The 22,688-nt window shown below is 35.8% G+C and carries 22 protein-coding genes; 3 read left to right on the top strand and 19 right to left on the bottom strand.

Features of this window, described 5'->3' with window-relative positions:
• Positions 1-48 precede the first annotated feature (48 nt).
• Positions 49-1,368: an L-cystine transporter gene (locus MKY81_RS05465; RefSeq protein ID WP_341118737.1), complete on the bottom strand. Its 1,320-nt coding sequence runs from the start codon at positions 1,366-1,368 to the stop codon at positions 49-51.
• A 489-nt stretch (positions 1,369-1,857) separates the two neighbouring features.
• The gene (locus MKY81_RS05460; RefSeq protein WP_341117040.1) at positions 1,858-3,429 is read right to left on the bottom strand and encodes a bifunctional metallophosphatase/5'-nucleotidase; all 1,572 of its coding nucleotides are present in this window, start codon (positions 3,427-3,429) and stop codon (positions 1,858-1,860) included.
• Positions 3,430-3,712: 283 nt separating this feature from the next.
• On the opposite strand from MKY81_RS05460, the gene MKY81_RS05455 reads away from it, so the two are divergent.
• Positions 3,713-4,660 carry a phosphate/phosphite/phosphonate ABC transporter substrate-binding protein gene (locus MKY81_RS05455; RefSeq protein ID WP_341117038.1) on the top strand — a complete coding sequence of 316 codons (948 nt, stop codon included), beginning with the start codon at positions 3,713-3,715 and terminating at the stop codon, positions 4,658-4,660.
• Between the two features lie 331 nt (positions 4,661-4,991).
• Here the strand turns inward: MKY81_RS05455 and MKY81_RS05450 are convergent, their stop codons facing one another.
• The 9 genes from MKY81_RS05450 to MKY81_RS05410 form a co-directional block, all read right to left on the bottom strand.
• Positions 4,992-5,378: a hypothetical protein gene (locus MKY81_RS05450; protein ID WP_108072085.1), complete on the bottom strand. Its 387-nt coding sequence runs from the start codon at positions 5,376-5,378 to the stop codon at positions 4,992-4,994.
• Positions 5,379-5,787: 409 nt separating this feature from the next.
• Positions 5,788-6,585, bottom strand: coding sequence for a phosphonate ABC transporter, permease protein PhnE (gene phnE, locus MKY81_RS05445; RefSeq protein ID WP_181294657.1), 798 nt, complete (start codon positions 6,583-6,585; stop codon positions 5,788-5,790).
• Positions 6,582-7,361 (bottom strand): phosphonate ABC transporter, permease protein PhnE, encoded by a 780-nt coding sequence (gene phnE, locus MKY81_RS05440; protein ID WP_108072082.1) that lies wholly within the window; start codon positions 7,359-7,361, stop codon positions 6,582-6,584. Before phnE (MKY81_RS05440) ends, phnE (MKY81_RS05445) begins: the two co-directional genes overlap by 4 nt.
• Positions 7,358-8,131 (bottom strand): phosphonate ABC transporter ATP-binding protein, encoded by a 774-nt coding sequence (gene phnC, locus MKY81_RS05435; protein WP_066230565.1) that lies wholly within the window; start codon positions 8,129-8,131, stop codon positions 7,358-7,360. Before phnC ends, phnE (MKY81_RS05440) begins: the two co-directional genes overlap by 4 nt.
• 244 nt (positions 8,132-8,375) lie before the next feature.
• On the bottom strand, positions 8,376-8,513 hold the full coding sequence (locus MKY81_RS05430; protein WP_181294656.1) for a hypothetical protein: 138 nt from the start codon (positions 8,511-8,513) through the stop codon (positions 8,376-8,378).
• Positions 8,514-8,581: 68 nt separating this feature from the next.
• A complete protein-coding gene (locus tag MKY81_RS05425; RefSeq protein WP_108072080.1) occupies positions 8,582-9,832 on the bottom strand; it encodes a DEAD/DEAH box helicase in 1,251 nt (416 codons plus the stop codon).
• 77 nt (positions 9,833-9,909) lie between these two features.
• Positions 9,910-11,757, bottom strand: coding sequence for an asparagine synthase (glutamine-hydrolyzing) (asnB, locus tag MKY81_RS05420; RefSeq protein ID WP_341117034.1), 1,848 nt, complete (start codon positions 11,755-11,757; stop codon positions 9,910-9,912).
• Between the two features lie 331 nt (positions 11,758-12,088).
• Positions 12,089-12,520, bottom strand: a complete 432-nt coding sequence (locus MKY81_RS05415; protein WP_066230574.1) for a threonine/serine exporter family protein — start codon at positions 12,518-12,520, stop codon at positions 12,089-12,091.
• A gap of 16 nt (positions 12,521-12,536) precedes the next feature.
• A complete protein-coding gene (locus MKY81_RS05410; RefSeq protein ID WP_066230579.1) occupies positions 12,537-13,301 on the bottom strand; it encodes a threonine/serine exporter family protein in 765 nt (254 codons plus the stop codon).
• Positions 13,302-13,527: 226 nt separating this feature from the next.
• Between MKY81_RS05410 and MKY81_RS05405 the strand changes: the two genes are divergently transcribed.
• On the top strand, positions 13,528-14,544 hold the full coding sequence (locus MKY81_RS05405; RefSeq protein ID WP_107919844.1) for a DUF1646 family protein: 1,017 nt from the start codon (positions 13,528-13,530) through the stop codon (positions 14,542-14,544).
• 48 nt (positions 14,545-14,592) lie between these two features.
• Here MKY81_RS05405 and MKY81_RS05400 read toward each other — a convergent pair whose 3' ends face one another.
• The 4 genes from MKY81_RS05400 to MKY81_RS05385 all read right to left on the bottom strand — a co-directional run bounded on the left by MKY81_RS05400 (position 14,593) and on the right by MKY81_RS05385 (position 18,348).
• Positions 14,593-15,546, bottom strand: coding sequence for a siderophore ABC transporter substrate-binding protein (locus MKY81_RS05400; protein ID WP_108072076.1), 954 nt, complete (start codon positions 15,544-15,546; stop codon positions 14,593-14,595).
• Positions 15,547-15,702: 156 nt separating this feature from the next.
• Positions 15,703-16,461 (bottom strand): iron ABC transporter ATP-binding protein, encoded by a 759-nt coding sequence (locus MKY81_RS05395; RefSeq protein WP_066230592.1) that lies wholly within the window; start codon positions 16,459-16,461, stop codon positions 15,703-15,705.
• The gene (locus MKY81_RS05390) at positions 16,458-17,405 is read right to left on the bottom strand and encodes an iron chelate uptake ABC transporter family permease subunit (RefSeq protein ID WP_341117028.1); all 948 of its coding nucleotides are present in this window, start codon (positions 17,403-17,405) and stop codon (positions 16,458-16,460) included. Before MKY81_RS05390 ends, MKY81_RS05395 begins: the two co-directional genes overlap by 4 nt.
• Positions 17,398-18,348 carry an ABC transporter permease gene (locus tag MKY81_RS05385; RefSeq protein WP_066230912.1) on the bottom strand — a complete coding sequence of 317 codons (951 nt, stop codon included), beginning with the start codon at positions 18,346-18,348 and terminating at the stop codon, positions 17,398-17,400. Before MKY81_RS05385 ends, MKY81_RS05390 begins: the two co-directional genes overlap by 8 nt.
• A gap of 320 nt (positions 18,349-18,668) precedes the next feature.
• Between MKY81_RS05385 and MKY81_RS05380 the strand changes: the two genes are divergently transcribed.
• Positions 18,669-19,205: a shikimate kinase gene (locus tag MKY81_RS05380; protein WP_066230597.1), complete on the top strand. Its 537-nt coding sequence runs from the start codon at positions 18,669-18,671 to the stop codon at positions 19,203-19,205.
• A gap of 253 nt (positions 19,206-19,458) precedes the next feature.
• Here MKY81_RS05380 and MKY81_RS05375 read toward each other — a convergent pair whose 3' ends face one another.
• The 4 genes from MKY81_RS05375 to MKY81_RS05360 form a co-directional block, all read right to left on the bottom strand.
• On the bottom strand, positions 19,459-19,788 hold the full coding sequence (locus tag MKY81_RS05375; RefSeq protein ID WP_066230601.1) for a potassium channel family protein: 330 nt from the start codon (positions 19,786-19,788) through the stop codon (positions 19,459-19,461).
• Positions 19,789-20,255: 467 nt separating this feature from the next.
• Positions 20,256-20,978 (bottom strand): amino acid ABC transporter ATP-binding protein, encoded by a 723-nt coding sequence (locus MKY81_RS05370; protein WP_066230604.1) that lies wholly within the window; start codon positions 20,976-20,978, stop codon positions 20,256-20,258.
• Positions 20,975-21,628 carry an amino acid ABC transporter permease gene (locus MKY81_RS05365; RefSeq protein WP_108072068.1) on the bottom strand — a complete coding sequence of 218 codons (654 nt, stop codon included), beginning with the start codon at positions 21,626-21,628 and terminating at the stop codon, positions 20,975-20,977. The genes MKY81_RS05370 and MKY81_RS05365 overlap by 4 nt, the downstream gene beginning before the upstream one ends.
• Positions 21,629-21,868: 240 nt before the next feature.
• Complete coding sequence (locus MKY81_RS05360; protein WP_341117023.1) at positions 21,869-22,678, bottom strand: basic amino acid ABC transporter substrate-binding protein; 810 nt, start codon at positions 22,676-22,678, stop codon at positions 21,869-21,871.
• Positions 22,679-22,688: the final 10 nt, after the last annotated feature.

Here is a 22,688-nt window from a genome sequence, read left to right as displayed (position 1 = left end):
CCATGCAAAAATGCCATCCATTGCTATAAGGATGGCATTTCTATTTATCTATGCTTCTATTGCATTAGATTGTTGATAAACGTCTTTATCAAGCTCTTTTGTCGCCTTACCTGTTAAAATTCCAGCTGTCATACTTCCACTCACATTTAAAGCTGTACGGCCCATATCAATTAAAGGTTCTACTGAAATTAATAGACCAACGATCGCAATCGGTAAGTTCATAACTGATAATACGATTAATGCAGCAAATGTTGCACCCCCACCAACACCTGCAACACCAAATGAACTAATTGCTACCACTAAGATTAGGGTAATAATAAACGATGGATCGGTTGGATTAATTCCAGCAGACGGAGCTACCATAATCGCTAGCATAGCTGGGTAAATTCCTGCACACCCATTTTGTCCGATTGATAATCCAAAGGATCCCGCAAAGTTTGCAATTCCTTCTGATACACCGAAGCTTTTCGTTTGCGTTTGAATATTCAAAGGCAATGTTCCCGCACTTGAACGTGAAGTAAACGCAAATGTTAAAGTAGGCAAGCTTTTCTTCACATACTTCACTGGGCTAAGCTTAGCTAATGAAATAAGTACTAAATGAACGATAAACATAACAATAAGTGCCACATAAGAAGCGATAACGAATTTGCCTAGTTTGGCAATTGCCCCATAATCACTTGTAGCCATTACTTTCGTAATTAGCGCAAGTACACCATAAGGAGTAAGTCGTAAAATTAACGTAACAATGCGCATAATAATTGCATATAACGTATCTATTATTTTTGCAAAAAATTCCCCTTGCTCCGGACTTTTTCTCCTAACTCCAAGGTAAGCCATTCCGACAAACGCCGCAAAAATAACAACTGCAATTGTAGATGTTGGGCGTGCACCCGTTAAATCTTGAAATGGATTACTTGGTAACAATTCAATAATTTGCTGAGGAATTGTCATATCTTTCACACCTGTGACTTTTTCCTGTAGAAGTGCATTTCGTGCAGCTTCTTCTTCCCCTTGATTTAAATGAATCCCATCTAAATGAAAGCTTAAAGCCGAACCAATAGCGATTGCAGCAGCAATCGCTGTTGTGCCTAGTAAAATTCCAATCACGAGGAAGCTGATTTTACCAATATTTTTCGTCAGCTTTAATTTTGTAAACGCGCCAACGATTGAAATGAATACAAGTGGCATAACGACCATTTGTAATAGTTTTACATAACCATTACCAACAATATTGAACCAATCTATTGTATTAACAGTTACACTGTTCGTTGTTCCGTATAAAAGATGAATGATAAAACCGAAAACAATCCCCAATCCTAAACCTGCGAATACACGTTTTGAAAAGGATACATGCTTCTTCTGCATCATAAACAATCCGAAGATTAAAAGCAGTAAAACAATTATATTGATAATAATAAGTAAAGAATTCACTTTTATCCCCCTTTAATAAAGTAATAAGATAGTGCAAGCAAAACTATATTACAATTAATCCAATCAGTCAAGTAGGAATTACTACGAAAATAAATTATTATTTTTTGTTATGCTTTTACAATATGTCAATTAAACGAAAAAAAGTCCTTTCTCAAAAAAAGAGAGAGGACTTCAACCAAAAAAGTTTAATAAGGGACCTTCATATAAATTATTGTCACCTCACCCGCAGACTGAATACACTGCGCTTTCCGCGGGTGAGGTGTGAGCCTCCTCGCACGTACCTCGCTGCGGGGTCTCACATTGCTCACTTTTCCCGCAGGAGTTTACGTGTATTCAGTCTGCTTAGTACTTTTATAATGTTTCTATTCTAATCAAAAATACTAAGTAGAAAGTCATTATTTCTCATATACTATTAGAAAACAGTCTTTAATAAATTACCTTCCAGTTGTCATTCACTGTTGCCTTAACTACTTTCTTTTCTAATATATAGTTCGCGATGAGTTCCGATACATCTGTAGGAATATCTTTAATGACTGGCTTGTCCTTATACATAAAGTACTCGCCTCCGCCGCCGGCACGGTAATTATTCATTACTACATCATATTGCCCATTGGGGTCGATTGGGTTGCCTTTATATTCAAGCTTAATCACTCGTTCACCTATTGGCTTTCTTATATCAACAATATACTCAATACCTTCCCACATATCATAGTTGAAATGTTGCGGCTTTGGAGTTGTAAAAGTTGGATTTACCTCCACTTCCCCTCCAGTATATTGTTTAAAATAGGAAGCCGAGCGTTCAAGTGCTTCTTTCATATCGTTACCGGTCATACGGATAACCTTTAATGTATTAGGGTATATATAGTTTGAAACAACGTCCCTCATCGTTACATGTTCAGGAAATCCTGGAGATTGATTATCGAATAAGGCTGTATTTGAAATTTCTACACCCGCAACTTCCATTTGAACATGATTAATAAATTCAATTAACGCATTATCCGTTGTTCTTGTTTTCATCGGATCCCGAACAAGCATGTCCCCTTCAATTTTACCAATTGGTTGATCCAGCCATTTTTGTGTCGCTTCCTCATAATCCTTTACCTTTTCTAAAAGTTGAAGATCGGCATCAATTCCTGAAACAGGAAGGAGCTCAGATGATTTTTCAACACATTTCCATGTACCATTTTGATTCTCGAGCGTTAGCGAAACCTTGCCTAAAGCAATTCCATTATTTCCAGGTTGCACAACAATGACATCATTAACTTTATTTCCTGCAATTTGTCGATGCTGGTGCCCGGTTAATAATACATCAATCCCATTTACCTCTTGGCAAATTTGATAGCCTTGATTTTCTCCCGTTAACGTTTCAGTCGGTTCACCTGTCTTGAGATCTCTCTCGAATCCGCCGTGATACGAAACAATGACTAAATCCACTTTCTTTTCATTTCGCAAAAATGTTACCCACTTCTTCGCAACCTCTACTGCATCGGCAAATTCAATTCCCTCAATGTTTTCTGGCTGTTCCCAATTCGGTATGTATGGTGTCGTTAAACCGAGGATACCTATTTTTAGCTCATTAACTTCCTTTATTAAATATGGTTGTCCATAGTAAGGCTCGCCTGTTTCTTTATTTAAAATATTCGCTGACAACCATGGAAAATTAGAGTCCTCTATTGCAGATGACAATATCTCTTGACCATAATTAAATTCATGATTCCCAAACACTGCTGCATCATAATTCAACTCATTTGCCAATAGAATCATTGGATTGATCTTTTCGTGATCGATTCTTGCGTAATGATAGGTAAGTGGAGTTCCTTGGATTAAGTCCCCGTTATCAATAAGAAGAACATTTTCATTTTCCATTCTTTCTTTTTTTATCAAAGAAGCAATTCTTCCTAAACCGACCTCTGCTTCCTTATTCGTTCCATAATTGATCGGGAAAATATTCCCGTGCACATCGCTAGTTTCCAGTATTGTTAATGTTAGTTGCTTCATTTCTTTACCACCTGTCTATTAAATGTCTGTAACTATTATAAACTAAAATTAATTTAACTCTCTACTATACCTATCTAATAGCAGAAGTTTGAATAATTAAAATATATCACAAAAATAAATAGTGCTATTAACCAAACTTTAATACTTGATTAATATCTCCTTAACAATTAACATTTATCTACTAAAAATTTAATAATAAAGTAATTTTCTTATTTATTTTATAGTCAAAATATTATATGCTTAAAGCGTATTCAAAAAAACTTTTACATTCGGAGGTAAATGTATGCTGAAAAAATTTGCTGCATTATTTCTAGCACTTGGTGTCGTTGCAATGGTAATGGCTGGGTGTGGAAAAAGCGATGACAAAGCAAAAGATGGCAACAAAGACGGTAGCAAAGGATTCGTTCCTAAGGAATTAACAATTGGGTTTGTACCATCTCAAAACGCTGAAACATTAGAGGCAAAAGCAAAACCTTTAGCAGAACTTCTAGAAAAAGAAATTGGTATTCCTGTTAAAGTTAAAGTAACTACTGACTATAACGGTGTTGTCGAAGCTATGGGTTCAAAACAACTTGACCTTGGTTTCCTACCACCTACAGACTATGTATTAGCACACGAAAAAGGATATGCAGATGTATTACTTCAAGCACTTCGTAATGGGGTTGATGCTAAAACTGGAAAACCAACTAGTGACCTAGTAGATTATTATTATTCCGGTGTAGTAGTAAGAACGGATTCCGGTATCAACAGCGTTGCCGACTTAAAAGGTAAAAAAATTGGCGTTCAAGCACCTACATCTTCTGCGGGCTATGTTTGGCCGGCGGTTTATATGAAAAAAGAAGGTGTAGATATTCAAAAGGATATGACAGCTATTCAATTACAAGGTCATGATAAAGGTGTACAGGGTGTTCTTAATAAAGATGTCGATGCAGCGGCTGTTTTTGTTGACGCACGTAATATCTTAGAAAAGGAATATCCAAACATTTATAAAGATACTAAATATCTATTCTTAACTGATAAAATTCCTAATGATACAATTAGTGTTCGCCCTGATATGGATCAAAAATGGAAAGATAAAATCGCTGATGCGTTTGTTAAAATCGGAGAAGATAAAGAAGGAAAAGAAATTATAAAACAAATCTATTCTCATGTAGGATATACAAAATCTCAAGACTCTAATTTTGATGTAGTTCGAGAATACACTAAGAAATTTCAAGAAATAGGAAAATAATAAAAAGTTGTACTTAATAACTATGCATATTCACCCTTTCTAACGAGAGGGTTTTTTTATTAAAAAGATGTCTTTTATTGTTACAATCGTTATTCGAGTTATTTTATTTTCCAAATGTCGGTTATTAAGCGGAAACCATTCTAACTACTAGTTATGATCTAAAATTTTAGTTGTTTGAAAACTACTTGCCAGAGTATTTTACTCATTTCTACAAAAAAGCCTTAACATCTTCCTTTTTAAAGAATGTTAAGGCAACATTGATAATAGGAAACTATCAAAAGTTATATAATAATTATATTCTTAGATATATATTTCAAGAGGTGGCTAACTCCTATTTATTTAAAGACCAAACTATTGAGCCTTTTACAGATACATCGTTCTGTGCTGTGTCCAAATGAAGTCTATATTTTCCACCTGAGACTTTAACTTTTGTATTTACCTTTTCACCATGGTTAACCCCTCCACTTTTATAAACTTTCCCTTTACTATCTACAAGCGCCCAGTAAACAGCTGACCAAATTCCGATGTCACCATTAATTTTAACAGTAATTACTCCAGGGTTTGTTGTAATATAGCTACTATTTCTTGCCTTCACTCCATCTATATAAGGACTTAATTCCACCGAGGTATTAGTAGCAGCAGATGACGGGATTGCAAAAACTAACAAACTAAAAATTAAAGCTACAGGTAAAGATAATTTTTTAATAGAATTTTTCATAATGTTGCCTCCTAGTTTTATAATTTTGGTATTAACTAAATATTAATTTAATTTTTACCTGTAAATAATTATAATAAATTCTAGTAAAAGTTTGTATTGGGAAAATAAAGTGCATTTTACTCTATTAAAATAGTATTCCTACTTTCCTAAATATCCTTTTTGAATCTATTATTTTTCTTTTTTTAATAATTTGTTTGATGTTTTTTAAAGATATAGAGATGCTTTCACCAACAATACTCTTGATAAACGATTCTTATGGTTTAAATTGAATTATTAATCACATGTTAGATCATGATACCCTTTTTTCACTTGATGCATAGATAAAAAATAAATACTTGAATAAATATAAAAAAAAGCAAAACCCACAGAATCTGTATGTTTTGCTTTTTTTTATTTATATTGGGTACAATCATACTAATCGTTTACGAATAGCAGCAGAGATTAAATCAATAATTGTTACCATAATGATAATTCCATAAAGAATAATCCCTACACGATCCCACGAGTGTCCGTTTAATGCAAAGATTAATGGGGCACCAATCCCCCCAGCACCAACAATACCTAAGATAGTGGCTGAACGTACACTAATTTCAAATCGATATAATGTATACGACATGAATGCCGGCATGATTTCCGGAATAATCGCAAACCATAATACTTGAAGCTTGTTTGCTCCCGAAGCAATTAACGCCTCTCTTGCAGTAAATTCTGTGTTTTCAATCGACTCCCCAAACAATTTCCCTAGCATACCAATTGAGTGGAAACCAAGTGCTAAAATACCTGCGAACGCTCCTAAACCAACTGATTTAATGAATAAGAGTGCCATAATAAGCTCTGGAAACACACGAATACAGCTTAAAACAATTTTACCTAGACTTGAAATTGCGCGGTATTTCGTCATATTTCTTGCTGCCCAGAATGCAAAAGGAACACAAAGAAAAGCTGAAATAAATGTACCTAATACAGCAATTGCTAATGTTTCAAGTAATGTTCGTAATAAATCCTCTCCTGCTGGATCGTAAATATAGTCCCAATCCGGATGAAAGAATCCATGAAAAATCGCCTTCAGTGCTTGAATAGCGGAATCTTTAAACGCAATGGAGGGTGCGCTTGCAAATGCCCAAACATAAATTGCGATAACGATAAGTACAATTGCCCAGTTTCTTATCCGTTTTCCTATTGGTTTTTTTAATTGATTTTGGCTCATAATAATTTCTCCCGAATCTTATTACTTATCGCATCTACTATGATAACCACGATAAATGTATAAATAATAATAGATAATACACGGTCATATTGGAAAAATCCTAGTGCATTATTTAGGAATAATCCAATCCCACCTGCACCTACATAACCTAGAATAGCGGCTGCACGTATATTAATTTCAAAGCTATATAAGAAAAATGATGCATAGTGTGCAATAACTTGTGGAATAACTCCAAAGAAAATCCATTGAATCTTATTTGCCCCAACTGCTGTCATCGCTTCTAGCGGCCCTGGATCAATCGTTTCAATTGCTTCATAAAATAATTTCGCAATAATACCGAAGGAAAAAACAGAAATTGCAAGGATACCAGGGATTTCACCAATCCCAAAAATCGGTACAAATAATGCAGCCAATAACAATTCCGGAATCGTACGGATTAAATTCATTATAAATCTAGCAATTTGATAAACAACTGGAATTCTCACAACATTACTAGAAGAAAGCAATGCTACAGGGATAGCCACGATCCCACCAAATGTTGTACCTAAAACAGCCATTCGAATAGTAGCTAACATTGGTTCTGTTATCGATTTAAAATAACTCCAATCAGGAGGAAACATTTCATTAAGCAAGGTCCCCATGTTTGGAAGCCCATCCCATAGCTTTTGAAATGATACATCTGTATTGAGTGCACTGGCCCAAATGATGACTACAATAAGTAAGAATGTAACAATCCCCTTAACTTTTGACGGTTTTTTCACCTTTATTGAGTTCATTCTTCCTTCTCTCCTAGCAACTCATCTTTCTTAATCTCACGTCCATAGATTTCAGAGAAGACATCATCTGTTGCCTCTTCAACAGGACCATCATATACTACTTCCCCTGCACGTATACCGATAATTCTTGTGGCATATTGACGGGCTAAATCAACAAAGTGCAAGTTTACAATTGTTGTTATTCCTAATTCCTGGTTGATTCGTTTCAAATCATCCATAACTTGTCTAGTTGTAAACGGGTCCAATGACGCAACGGGTTCATCTGCAAGAATAATTTTTGCTTCTTGCGCTAAGGCACGAGCGATCGATACACGTTGCTGTTGTCCCCCAGAAAGTTCATCTGCACGGGAATAAGCCTTTTCTTTAATGTTCACACGATCAAGTGCATTTAAAGCGAGATCCACATCTTCTTTTGGGAACATTCCAAGTAGAGTACGGACAGTAGAGTGATATGCCACTCTTCCAGATAATACATTACGAAGGACGCTAGAGCGTTTTACAAGATTAAAGTTTTGGAAGATCATACCGATATCCCGACGGATATGGCGAAGAGACTTGCCTCTTGCAGCAGTTATAGATTTTCCATCGATGATAATTTCACCATCAGTAATTTCATGTAGCCTGTTAATAGAACGAAGTAGGGTCGATTTACCTGCCCCCGATAGACCAACAATAACAACAAAGTCTCCCTTATTGATGGTAAGGTTTACATTTTTTAAACCTTTCGTTCCATTAGGGTAAACTTTCGATACATTTTTAAATTCTATCATTTCTAAATAATTTCCCCTTTTGGATAATATTTTAATATAAAATTAATCGCAAAATACAACAAATTACAACATTAAATTTACCAGTGAATTCACATAAACTCAAGCTAGATTTTGTATTTATACAAATTTTATATAAACTCAATAATAAATTTACAATCTAGTACTTTTTAATTATATAGTAAAATGCTATTCAATGTATATGGAAACGCTTACTAATTAAGAAGAGGTAGGCAATAGCCTACCTTCACTTTTTCTTTGCTTTGTTATTATTTTGATCTCTATTCTCTGTATTAAATTCAACTAATTCTTCACTAATTTCATTTTGATTTTTCGCATTATTGTTTCTTTGAGCATTGGCATTTCCGCGTTTTGTTCGACCCATTCTATTCCACTCCTTTTTAATTTGCCTTCATGATGTAGTCTAATTAAAAAGGAATGGAATATTCACTATTATCTTCTTTTTCGTTTTCCTTTTTCTTGCTGGCCTTTTTGTTTATGATTGCGAGTATTTCTTTTATGATTTTTATTCGTTTTCAATTGGTTCTTGCCTGACTCAGATGGAGTAAATTGTTCTTTTGCCGGACTAATACTTATCTTTTCAATTTTATGCTGGATTCCTTTTTCAATCATCTCAAGATAGGAACGATCCTTAGGTGCAACAAAAGTAATAGCCATCCCTTTTCCTCCGGCCCTACCTGTTCGGCCAATACGATGGATGTAGCTTTCCACATCTTCAGGGATATCATAATTAAACACATGGGTAACCCCTTCTACATCAATGCCCCTCGCCGCAACATCTGTGGCAACTAAATACTGGATTTTGGCTTCGCGAAAGAGCTTCATTACTTTTTCACGTTTTGCTTGTGATAAATCACCATGCAGTTCCTCTGTTTCATATCCAAAGCCTTTTAATGCATCATTTAATGTACTTGCTCTCCTTTTCGTACGGCAAAAAATAATTGCCAGAAATGGACGATATTGATCCATCATCATGCGTAAAGATGCTTGTTTTGCCCGATCGGTTGTTTCAACAACTAGTTGATCAATCTCATCCACTGTTATTTGTTTATTTTTAATTCGAATATCAACCGGTTTTTTCATATATTGGTTGGCGATTGAGCGAACTTGTTTCGTCATCGTTGCCGAAAACAACATCGTTTGCCGGTTCGATGGTAAGGCCGTTATGATTTCCTTTACTTCCGGCAAAAATCCCAAATGTAACATTTGATCCGCTTCATCAAGGACAAGCATAGATATTTCCGAAAGATCGATTGTTTCCCTCCTCATATGATCTAATAAACGCCCTGGAGTACTAATAACAATATGTATGGCCCCTTTTAACTTTTTCATCTGTTGGGCAACGTCCTGCCCCCCATAAACAGCTAATGCTTGAATGCTATTAAGTACTGCTGTGAAATTTTTTAATTCCGCAGTTATTTGTAAAGCTAGTTCCCTCGTGGGTGTAACAATTAATGCTTGTACATTCGGTTGATTAGGATCGACTTTTTCCAAGATTGGCAAAAGAAAAGCCAATGTTTTCCCTGTCCCTGTTTGGGCTTGAGCAATCACATCTTTCCCTTCAAGGAGTACTGGTATCGTCTCACTTTGGATGGGAGTGGGCTCGGATATACCATTTGATTGTAATCGTTTTTGTATAATTGGTTGAATACCTAGTGTTTTAAAATCAGGCAAATTTATCATTCCTTTAGGTTTTTAAAAATAAGCGAAATAAAGTGATAACATCGCAATGATATTATCACTGAGTATCTATCATACCATTATTCATTAATGTTAATGCCATATTCTTCAAACCAATAATGAATTTGTGCAAGATAGGCGAGTAATTGCGGACCTGTCATCAATTGTCCAAACCACGGGACTTGGAATGCCCTTCCTTCCGATTCAACAATCGCAAGTAACTGATCTTTCTTTAAAAACTCATAAAGAACAGAACTCTTTTCTTGTAAAATTTCATGTAGCCACCCTTTTACTGCCTTTGTATAAGCTGGATGGTGTGTTTTCGGGTAAGGACTTTTTTTACGATAGAGCACATCATTAGGCAGTATTCCCTCCAAAGCCTTTCTCAGTAAGCCTTTCTCACGATTATCATACATTTTCATCTCCCAAGGGATATTCCATGCGTATTCAACCAACCGGTGATCGGCAAAAGGAACTCGAACCTCCAGACTTGCTCCCATACTCATTCGGTCCTTACGATCCAGTAAAGTGGTCATAAACCAAATCATATTTAAATAAAATAATTGTCTCCTTTTTGCCTCAAGCGGATCTTCACCTTCAAGAATAGGGGTCTCCCTAACCGTTTCCTCATACTTAGTTAACACATAATCTTTAATATTCAGCTTTTTATTCCAGTGATCTTTTACTAAATCAACACGCTCATTCACCGACCTCATCCATGGAAATCCTTCCCGCTCCAAATCATCCTTTCGGTGGAACCATGGATACCCGCCAAAAATTTCGTCGGCACATTCACCAGAAAGACTAACAACAAAGTCCTGTTTGATTTCCTTGCAAAACCATAAAAGAGAGGAATCGACATCAGCCATTCCTGGGGTATCTCGAACGATTACTGCTTCCTTTAAATACTCCGCCAACCGCTCTTGAGTGATAACACGATTGTGATGGATGGTTCCAAATGTATTGGTTATTTTGTCTATCCAGTGTGCATCGGAATTAGGTTGAAAATCATTGGCTTCGAAAAATTGGTCATTTTCCTCATAATCGATTGAAAATGTATGCAAAGCACCTAATCCATTTTCTTGAAAGTGATTGGAGGCAATGGCCGTAATCGCACTGGAATCAAGCCCTCCTGACAAAAACGTGCATATCGGTACATCTGATACTAACTGTCGGGTTACCGCGTCTGTAAATAAATAGTTGATTTTTTCTGCTGTTTCCTCCACAGAATCGTGATGCTTCTCACTTTTCACATTCCAGTATCTCCAGACCTTTAGTCCATCTCTTGAGAAGGTAAATGCATGCGCCGGTCTTAACTCATTAATACCGAGAAATATACCATGTCCAGGTGTTCTTGAAGGTCCTAATCCGAGGATTTCTGTAAGTCCATCTAAACCAATTTCAGCCTTTACCTCCGGGTGAGCGAGAATCGCTTTCAACTCCGAACCGAACATAACCCCACCAGTATACTCCCGATAAAACAAAGGCTTTACCCCTAACCGATCTCTTGCAGCAAATAAATGTTGTTTCTTTTCATCCCAAATAGCGAATGCAAAAATTCCATTGAAATGATGAATGCAATCCTCTTCCCACTCTAGATAAGAAGTTAATAACACTTCTGTATCCGAGTGACCCTGAAAACGATACCCTTTTGCTAATAGCTCCTTGCGAATATCTTCCGTATTATAAAGCTCCCCGTTATAACATAACGTATAAGTATATTCACCCTTTTTCCGTGACATTGGTTGAATTCCGCATAGAGGGTCCACTACAACTAGTCGTTTATGTCCAAAAGCCGCGTGTTTTGTAAACCATGTATTTGTATCATCTGGCCCACGTCTAGATAAAGTTTCCGTCATATTTGAAACGATCTCATGTGTATCCGATAAATTTCTTTTAAAATCAACCCAGCCTGTTATCCCACACATATATTGCATCTCCTCCTTAACATGTATAAAAAACTGATACTTATTATATGTGCGTTCGCCTAATGGTTGAGTTGTCTACAAAAAAAAAACGCAGATTTCCGATTCGAAAATCATGCGCTATTTTTGAGTTTGCCGTCCGGATTTTTTAAAGGTTAGAAAGTATAAATTTTATAGGAGTAATGTTCCTAATAAATATCTGCTTTGTCTAGCTCCAGCGCCTATCGACTAGAAAACTTCAGGACTTTTCCCTACGATAAGTCAACATCGATTCGCCTTACATCACCCGTGTTTCCTTTATCTCAGTCGAAGTCCCGTAAGTCTTTTACGTCGATTAGCAAGGCGCTTTCGCTTTTCTAATCATTTGATTAATTACTTCTGCAAATACGATTCCAATCGCAATAGCACCAGATATCATGAATGCTTTTGCAGCCATTTGTATAGCTGTATTGTAATCATTTGCTACGAAATGTCTCATTGCATCATAAGACATTCCTCCTGGAACGAGCGGAATAATTCCTGATACACTAAAAATAATAATCGGCGCCTTATATATTTTTGCAAATACTTGACTAATCACAGCAATAACGAACGCAGCAACCAAACTAGCTACTGCCGCGTTTGCATGTGAATTGATTAGTAAAACATATATGAACCAGCCAATCATTCCAACAAGTCCACAAAGTAATAATTTTTTCCTCGGTATATTAAAAATTATTCCAAACGCACCCGTAGCGATAAAGCTAGTAATCAGCTGTTGAATCATCACATATTTCCCTTCATTATAATATTGAAAAAAACGAAATAACTACAGCAATCCCTGTTCCAATAGCAAATGCTGTTAAAAATGCCTCTGCACCTTTTGAAATACCTGATACAAGATGTCCTGCCATTAAATCCCGTACCGCATTCGTTATGAGCAATCCTGGAACAAGGGGCATAACGGAACCAATAATAATCTTATCTATTTCATTTCCTAGCCCCGACCTCACAAAAAGGACTGCTAATAATCCGATGATGAGTGAGGCCAAGCATTCCGAGAAGAACTTTACTTGTACGAGGCGATGTAAATAAATAAAACCCGTGAAACCTAAACCTCCAGTAATGATAGCGGGAAGAAAATCATGCCACCCGCCATTGAACATAATTAAAAAACATCCGCTCGATATCGCTGCAGCGGTAATCTGTATCCAAATAGGATAGGCGAAATTCGTTCTTTCGATTACCTTTAATTCGTCAAAAGCCTCACTTAACGATAGTTCGCCACTAGTTAATTTCCGCGATATACTATTTACGATTGTTACTTTTTTTAAATCTGTTGAGCGTTCAGATACCCGAACAAGTTTAGTCGGCTCTGAACCATCGATTGAAAAAATGATACCTGTTGGCGTCACAAAGCTATGTGTTCCTTTAATACCGAACGCATAAGCAATTCTTGTCATTGTGTCTTCTACCCTATATGTTTCAGCTCCACTTTGAAGCATAATTTTCCCTGCCAGTAAGCATGTTTCCACGACTTTATAACTTTGACTTGTGTGAGTTTCCATACCTTTTTCTCCATTTATCATATTAAATTCATTATATATTAACACATCAATCAGCGTTGATTAAGACCTATTAAAAAAAAAGAGAGATGATTGAAAAATCACTCAATTGGTTCAACTTTATTGAAGTTAACAAAAAAAATATTTATACTAAAAGAACAAGTTTCCTATTAATACCCCTTTAATTAGTAAATACCACCTTAAAAATACATATATGAAGGAGACTAACATGCTAATAGGTTTAATCATTATTTTATTATTTGTTTTATTTCTACCTTTCTCCGTTAAGTTTGTTGAGCATAATTTAGAAATATTTTTATTCATTATGGGACTTGCTGCTGTATTAGTTAGTGGAGTATTGGATAAATCACTAATTCTTAAAGCATTGGAAGACCCTATAAATATTTCTCTGGCTGTTTTAATTGCCGGCTTATTATTTAGATGGCTTCAAAAGCCATTGGAGAAAATGATTCTTGGAATAAGCGGGGCTATGCCTTACCAATTATTCTTGGCACTAGTCGTTATTATTTTAGGACTCATATCTAGTGTTGTAACCGCGATTATAGCTGCACTTATTCTTGTTCTCATTGTGAGCGTCCTACGCTTGGATCGAAAGTCAGAAGTTCGTTTAGTTGTTTTGGCATGCTTTTCTATTGGACTCGGTGCAGCCTTGACGCCAATTGGTGAACCATTATCTACTCTTGCGATCAGTAAGCTTCATGAGGACTTTTTCTATCTATTTCGATTAATTGGCCCTGAAGTGATTTCCTTAGTGGTGATATTTGGTATATTAGCTGCGATTTTAGTTAGACCGAAGAATGATGAAGACAGTTTAAAAAGTGATCAAACCACGGAAGGCTACGGAGAAATTATTATTCGTGCATTAAAGATTTATCTATTTGTAATGGGATTAACACTTTTAGGAGCAGGTTTTGAACCGTTAATTACTAAATACTTATTGGATTTGAGTCCATTTATTTTATATTGGATTAATATGATCTCGGCTATTTTAGATAACGCGACTTTAGCTGCAGCTGAAATCAGTCCTGCTATGGGTCCATCAACTATTAAGGCAATCCTGCTCGGACTGCTTATCAGCGGTGGAATTCTCGTTCCGGGAAACATCCCAAATATCATTTCTGCGGGAAAACTAAAGATAACTAGTAAAGAATGGGCAAAGTTTGGGATTCCCGTTGGATTAAGCGCAATGGTTGTTTATTTTATTGTTTTAATCTTTATAAGCTAATTCAATCTATAAAAAAACTGTCTCCAACTAGAGACAGTTTTTTTAATATTATTCCAATCCTTTTGCTGCTTCTTTTACCATTTCGGCTACAGATTCTAGTCCGCCGCCTGATAGGTACCAGTAACCAGGATCTAAGTATACAATTTTGCCATTTTTGTAGGCATTTGTTTTCTTCACTAAGCTATTTTCGATAACTTTTTTCGCATTATTGCCTTCACCTACGGCAGCATCACGATCAATTACATAAAGAATGTCTGGATTTTTTTCATTAATGAATTCCATTGAAATGTTTTGACCGTGTATAGGGTCTGCTTCAATATCATCTGCTGCAGATTTTACACCAAATACATCATGAATTAGGCCAAATCGGGAAGCTGGACCATAAGCTGTTACTTTGCCACCTGAAGTTAATGTGATCAATGCTTTGGCATCACTTGCATCCGCTTTTTCCTTCAAGCTAGCAATTTCTTTGTCAATAGTTGAAAGTTCTTCTTTTACTTGAGCCTCTTTACCGAAGATTTCACCTAAAGTATTTACATTTTGTTTAAATGAATCCATATATTTTTTGCTATCAATTCCCATAAAAATTGTAGGTGCGATTTCAGCAAATTTATCATATGAATCTTGTTGTCTACCAGAAATAATGATTAGATCAGGTTGAATTTCATTAATTGCTTCAAAATCCGGTTCCTTTAAACCACCTACATTTTTATATTTTGCATCCTTATATTTTTCCAAATAAGCTGGTACATTTTGTTGTGGCACTCCCGCCACCGTATCGGATAATCCAAGCTTATCTAAAGAATCTAATGTTCCCATATCAAATACAACAACTTTTTGGGGATTTTTCTTTACAGGAGTCTCTCCTAATTGATGTTTAATCGTAAGTGTATCTCCCTTACTTTCTGAACCATTAGATTTCTTCCCGCTAGTTGAACCGCACGCTGCCGCAAAAATGGTCATTACTGCTATGATTAAAAATAATGATAATTTCCTTTTCATCATTACACCTCGATAAATATATTTTTTTATAAAAATTGTCATTGTAAAATTTTGCGATAATGAAATTCATTCTCAATGAAGGATAAACTGAATACGGGGCGCCATCCGTATGTTCAGTATTTCTTCCTTTTTTACAATCACAACGTTTTATCTTAATTAAGCATAGTAAACACAAATTTTGTTTTCATTGATATTTTGAATAGCAATATCCATTTCATAAATATCTCCTAAAACAGATGAATCAATAATATGATCAGTTGGCCCATTTTGAACGACCCTGCCATCTTTTAAAGCAACGACATGATCAGAGTAACAAGATGCAAAATTGATATCATGAATAACGATGACAACTGTTTTCCCTAATTCATCCGTCAGCTTTCTTAGAACTTTCATAATTTGAACAGAATGTTTCATATCAAGATTATTTAATGGTTCATCTAACAATATATACTCGGTATCTTGAGCAATAACCATTGCAATATAAGCCCTTTGCTGTTGACCACCACTTAATTGATCAAGAAATTTATGTTGAATACTTGTAAGCTCCATATATTCAATGGCTTCATCAACGAATTTCCAATCTTCTGCACTAAGCTTACCTTGTGAATATGGAAAACGGCCGAAGGAAACAAGTTCCCTTACTGTCAATCGGATATTAATATGATTTGCTTGCTTTAAAATCGCCATTTTCTTAGAAAGTTCATTCGTTTTGCACTTACTAACTTCCTTTCCGTCAATAGTGATTTCCCCCATATCCTTTGATATTAGACGACTCACCATTGATAGAAGGGTGCTTTTACCCGCCCCATTCGGTCCAATAAAGGAAGTAATTTTACCTTTTTCTATCGTTAAAGAAACATTATCTACTACACATTTATTACCGTACTTTTTTGAAACATTTTTGATTGTAATCATGCTTTACTCTCCTTTAAAAGTAGATAGATAAAATATACTCCGCCGACAAAGTTGATAATGACGCTTAATGTGGTTGAAAAAGTAAAAACCCTTTCAACAATAAGTAATCCGCCAACTAATGCAATAATACTGATAAAAACAGACCCGGCAATCAAATAAGAATGTCGATATGTTTTCAAAAATTGATAGGAAACGTTTGCTACAAGTAATCCTAAGAACGTAATAGGGCCAATTAATGCGGTAGAAATGGAGATGAGAACCGCTACAATAATAAGTAACCGTTTAACGACATAATCATAATCCACTCCTAGGTTAATCGCCTCTTCTCTTCCTAGTGAGAGCACATCTAAATATTTAGCAAACCGCATAAAATATATGAAAACCAAAATAACTAATATAATAGATAGTGTGAGTAAATCGGTATTGATATTATTGAAGCTTGCAAACATTCGATCTTGAATGATCATAAAGTCATTTGGATCGATAATCACCTGCATAAACGATGAGAAGCTTTGAAATAACGTCCCCATTACCAATCCGACTAGTAAGAGAAAGTAAATATTTTGCCCTTCTCTTTTAAATAAAAACTTATATAAAAAGTGCGCAAACAACACCATACATCCAACACAGAGAAGAAAGTTAATATTTTTATTCATTACAACTGTACTTGTTGCACCAAAAACAAAAATGAGAAACGTTTGAATAAGCATATAGAGCGAATCCAAACCAATAATGCTCGGCGTTAATATTTTGTTATTGGTAATCGTTTGGAACACCACTGTTGAAAAGGCGATTGATGCGCCCGTAAGAACGATGGCGAGAATTTTGATGCTTCGTTTTGGCAGGACATACCCAGGAAAATTCCCTAATTGGGTAAATAAAAAAATTCCAACGAGAATTGCAGCCAAAACAACTAATATCCCTAGTTTAACTTTATTACGCATACGCCTTTCTCCTCATGAGCAAGTAAAGAAAAATACCGCTACCAATGACCCCAACAGTTAATCCAATTGGAATTTCATATGGATAAATAATGATTCTGCCTAAAATATCACAAAACAGCAAGAACACGGCACCTAACAAAGCTGTTTGAAACAGGTTTTTCTTTAAGTTGTCGCCGTTATAAATGGAAACGATATTTGGAACGACTAATCCAAGAAAAGGAATAGTCCCTACTGTCAAAAGAACGGATGTAGTAGACAGTGCTACAATAATTAATCCGATATTTACGACAAGCTTATAATTCAAGCCAAGATTTACTGAGAAATCCTCGCCCATGCCCGCTATCGTAAATTTATTCGCAAATAAATATGCGAGAATGACAAGTGGGATACTAATATAAATCATTTCATATCTTCCTGACATGACCATGGAGAAATCTCCTTGCAGCCAAGAGGAAATGCTTTGGATCAAATCATGCTTATAGGCAAAAAACGTTGTAATGGAACTTATGATATTCCCAAACATTAATCCGACTAGTGGAATGAAAATAGCATCTTTAAATTTAATTTTGTCGAGAATATTCATAAATAAAAATGTACCTGCTAAGGCAAAAACAGATGCCATCAACATTTTTTCCATCATGCCTGCCGATGAAAAAAGAATTAAGGAAACAAGTATCCCTAATCTTGCTGAATCCATCGTTCCAGCAGTTGTTGGGGAAACAAATTTATTTCGGGACAGCTGCTGCATAATCAATCCACAAACACTCATACTGACTCCCGCCAAAATAAGACTCACAAGCCTTGGGAAGCGACTGATCAATAAAATATCTCGTTGTTCCTCGGATAAATGGAAGATGTCCAATGGTGTAATATTTTTAACTCCGACAAATAATGAAATGACGGATAAAACAATAAAAGCAATTATTAAAACGACTTTTTTCATCGCAAATCCTACTCTTCCCTTTTGAATGCTGGCAATTGGATATGTAATTCAATATTTACGATAATGAGATTCATTATCAGTATGGGTGATAAAAAAATGAATGTCATTATTCACTAACTTCCGCAAATGATATTCATTATCAATTACAATATTAAACATTGAAAATACTTCTGTCAATACTTTTGGAAAAAAAGACAATATTAATCCAATTTCTTTTCCATTGTATTATAAATTGGGTTATAAAATTATGAATATTTTTTACAAATCCGTGAATATATATTATAATTTGACTAATTTTAATTCAGAAAGAGGCTTGCAATATGACAAATAAACCATCGTCTCTTAATAATAAAAGCATTGTATTTATTGGATTTATGGGAGTTGGCAAGACAACAATTGGTGAAGCCGTTGCAAAAAAATTGAACAGAGATTTTATCGATATAGATCAAGAGATCGAAAAAGAGTTTCAAATATCTACTACTGAAATTTTCAACATATATGGAGAAAAGGTATTTCGGGAAAAGGAAAAGGCATTGATCTCTGAATATTGTAAGTGTCCAGAAAAAATTATTTCCGTTGGAGGTGGGGCGTTCCTCCAGGATGAGATTAAAAACTTATGTTTATCCGAATGTATTGTCATCTATCTTCATTTATCTTGGGAAGCTTGGAAGGAAAGGCTCGATTTAATTATAGATAGCAGACCCGTTTTAAAAGGTCGAACATTGGAAGAAACAGAACAACTTTTCTATACTAGGCAGAACATCTATGCCTCACACCATCTAAAAGTGGAAACAGATCAACTGACTGTTGATGAAATTACTGATCGTATTGTCGATCTCATTCAAAAGACTCAATAAGACGGAACTTACTTGAGTCTTTATCTTTTACTATGGCTCTTTTCTGAAAAAATGTTGTTTTTTCACATATTAAGCACGCAGAGTGGATTGGAGCGGAAGGCACTTGACTCCTTCGGGATCAGCTGGACAGAGATGAGACCCCGCAGGAGCGGAGCGACGAGGAGGTTCATCGCAGAACCGCAAAAAAGCAAGTGCCTGTAGCGGAAAGAAACGGTTCATTCCCCAAAAACAACAAACATTACGAAAACAGCTTTTACTTTTTATTTTTGCTGCTAAGAATTCCACGACCAATTCGAACAATCAATCCGAAGAAAAGACCAATTCCTGCTAATATATAAACCATAGTAAAAATCTTTCCAAAATCCGTTTGCGGTACAAAGTCCGGGTGCCCAATCGTACTCAATGTAACAAAGCAAAAATACAATGCATCAAGTACCGATAGCCCTTCTACCTTTGTATAAAATATCGTACCTGATAAAAGCATCACAACAATTAATACAAAGATAACTTGGAATTCTTTCTCTTTAAAGGAATGGAATAATCCATGAAAAAGTCGTTTTAACGTAAGGATAAATGATACCAAGAAACTGCCTCCTAGTTAGTTTAGTTTGATTACTAATTATTTTAGAGAATTGTGGTTAGGGAGTTAAATGATAGTATCTACTTTTATGGCTAAATTATTGGATGATGTACCTAATTGAGTAACTAGTAATATTCAAAATAAACGGAGGTTTTCCGGTTATACTGCGGAATAGAGCTCGGTTTTGGGGATTTAGGCGGAGATTTTCCGATTAAGCAAAGCAAAATTACTAATTTTTGCGTTTTTCGAGTCATTAGTCGGAAACCTTCCGGCTATTTTAGCTAAATTTCAGTGCTATTTCCTCAATAAGGGAAATTTCTCCGCTTATCAAACTCGTTTCAGCATCTATTACACTTGTGGTTCCTGAGAAAAGAAGGCATAGAGAAATTACATCTCTATGTCTTTTTGACTGTGAAGTATGCTTTGAAGTTTATGTGGATTGATCCGTCATTTGATTGCAGAACCCTTTCTTACAAAACCTTCCCCAAAAACGCCTTCGTCCGTTCATTTTGTGGATGTTCAAAAAGTTCTTGAGGGGTGTTTTCTTCGACGATGTATCCCCCGTCCATAAAGATGACACGGTCGCCAACTTCTTTGGCAAATCCCATTTCATGGGTGACGACTACCATCGTCATCCCTTCTTGCGCGAGCTGCTTCATGACCTCTAGCACTTCACCGACCATTTCAGGATCAAGGGCGGATGTCGGTTCATCAAATAGCATGATTTTTGGTTCCATTGCTAATGCTCTTGAAATCGCCACACGCTGCTTCTGACCTCCTGATAGTGAATCAGGATAAACATTGGCTTTATCAGCTAATCCAACCTTCTTCAAAAGCTCCATCGCTTTTGTTTTCGCTTTTTCTTTTCCCCATTTTCTCACCATCATTGGTGCCAACATAATATTTTCTAAAACTGTTTTATGCGGGAATAGATTAAATTGCTGGAATACCATACCGACTTCTGTTCGGATATCATTAATATTTACCTTTTTATCCGTAATATCCGTTCCTTCTATATAGACATGTCCATCTGTAATTGACTCCAATAAATTTAAACAACGGAGAAAAGTTGATTTCCCAGATCCCGATGGACCAATCACAACGACTACCTCTTGAGGTTTGATTTCTATATTTATATCTTTCAATACTTCCGTTTGACCGAAGGATTTTTTTAAGCCTTTCACAGAGATCATTCTTTTGCAAACCTTCTCTCTAAATATTGGATTAAATAGGTTAATGATAGAGTGAGAATAAGATAAATGATAGCAATTGTAATATATGGCTCCCAAACCCTCATATAGGCACCTTGTGCTGATCTTCCCCAGTACAGCAGCTCCGGAGCAGCAATGATAGCAGCTAAAGATGATTCCTTTAATAGTACGATAAATTCATTGCCAAGCGGGGGAATCATTCGTTTAAATGCCTGTGGCAGAATGACCTTTTTCATTGCTTGAGCATGACTCATTCCTAGCGAACGCGCCGCTTCCATTTGACCTTTATCAATTGATTGGATACCAGCACGGAAGATTTCCGCAATATAAGCTGCGGAGTTGAGCGATAAGGCAACAATTGCTGAAAGAATTGGGTTTACCGGCTTCATAAACATCGGCATGACACCAAAATGAATAATTAAGATTTGTACAAATAAAGGTGTACCGCGAAAAATATTAATATACCATATAAACGGAAAACGTATTAGCTTCTTTGACATTTTTCCCATACCGATAAACAACCCAAGAATTAACCCTAAAATTGTTCCAGCAAGTGAGAGACCAATCGTAAGTAGCGTTCCTTGTAAGAAGAAGGGTAAATACTCTTTTACTATACCAAATTGAAAGTCCATCGTCTTTCTCCTTTAGGCTAAAAGAGGCAGACTAAATTAAGTCCAGCCTCTTTTGTTTTTAGTTAAAATACACTGTTGATTTCCGCTCCAGGTACTCGCTTTCCGCGGGCGGTTCGGGAGCCTCCTCGGCGCTTATCGCGCCTGCGGGTTCTCCAGTATACCGTTTTTCCCGCAGGAGTCTCACACCTTCCGCTCCAATCAACATAGCGTCAAAATCAACACTTAATTTTAATAAAGCCTTTATTTTTCAGCTGACTTTAAAGTATCGATATCCGGTTCTACTCCAAACCACTTTTTATAGATTTCCGTGTATGTTCCATTGTCTAGCACTTTATTTAATGCTTTATCGAACTTGGACTTCAATTCGCTTCCTTTTGGAAGGAGAATTCCATAATACTCAGAAGAAAAATTTGTCTTATCGTCAATTGTCTTCACTTTTTTATCGGGATTCTTTTTCACATATTCATTTGCTACAGCATTATCTGTCACAACCGCATCAACATCGCCATTTTCCAATGCCATAAAAGCCATTGCAGAAGTTTCGTATTTTAAAATATTTTTGTTATTTTCACCGAATAATTTTTCACTTGAGATTTGACCGGTCGTTCCATTTTGAACACCAATTTTTTTACCTTTTAAATCCTTGGCATTTGTTACAGTTGAATCTTTTCCTACAACGATCATATTAATAGATTCAAAATATGGAAGAGAGAAATCATATGATTTTTTTCTTTTATCATTGATTGTTACACCGGCCATTCCTACATCAATACTCTCATCTTTAACTCCTGCTAACATCGCATCCCAGCCTGTATTTTTAATATCAACCTTATATCCAGCTTCTTTGGCAACTGCATTTAATAAATCCACATCAAAGCCCTCCACTTTACCTTTCTTCATAAACTCAAACGGAGCAAACGTTGCTTCGGTACCGACACTTAAGGTTTTATCACCAGAGCTTGTACCATTTGAACTCTTTCCACAGGCAGATAGAATTAATATACAACTTACTAGTAAAGCCAATGCTAATTTACCGTTCCACTTTTTCATATTTATTCAC

It is taken from the genome of Heyndrickxia sp. FSL W8-0423, assembly GCF_038009395.1.
Lineage (GTDB): Bacteria > Bacillota > Bacilli > Bacillales > Bacillaceae_C > Heyndrickxia > Heyndrickxia sporothermodurans.
This window is presented reverse-complemented; position numbering and strand designations above follow the sequence as displayed.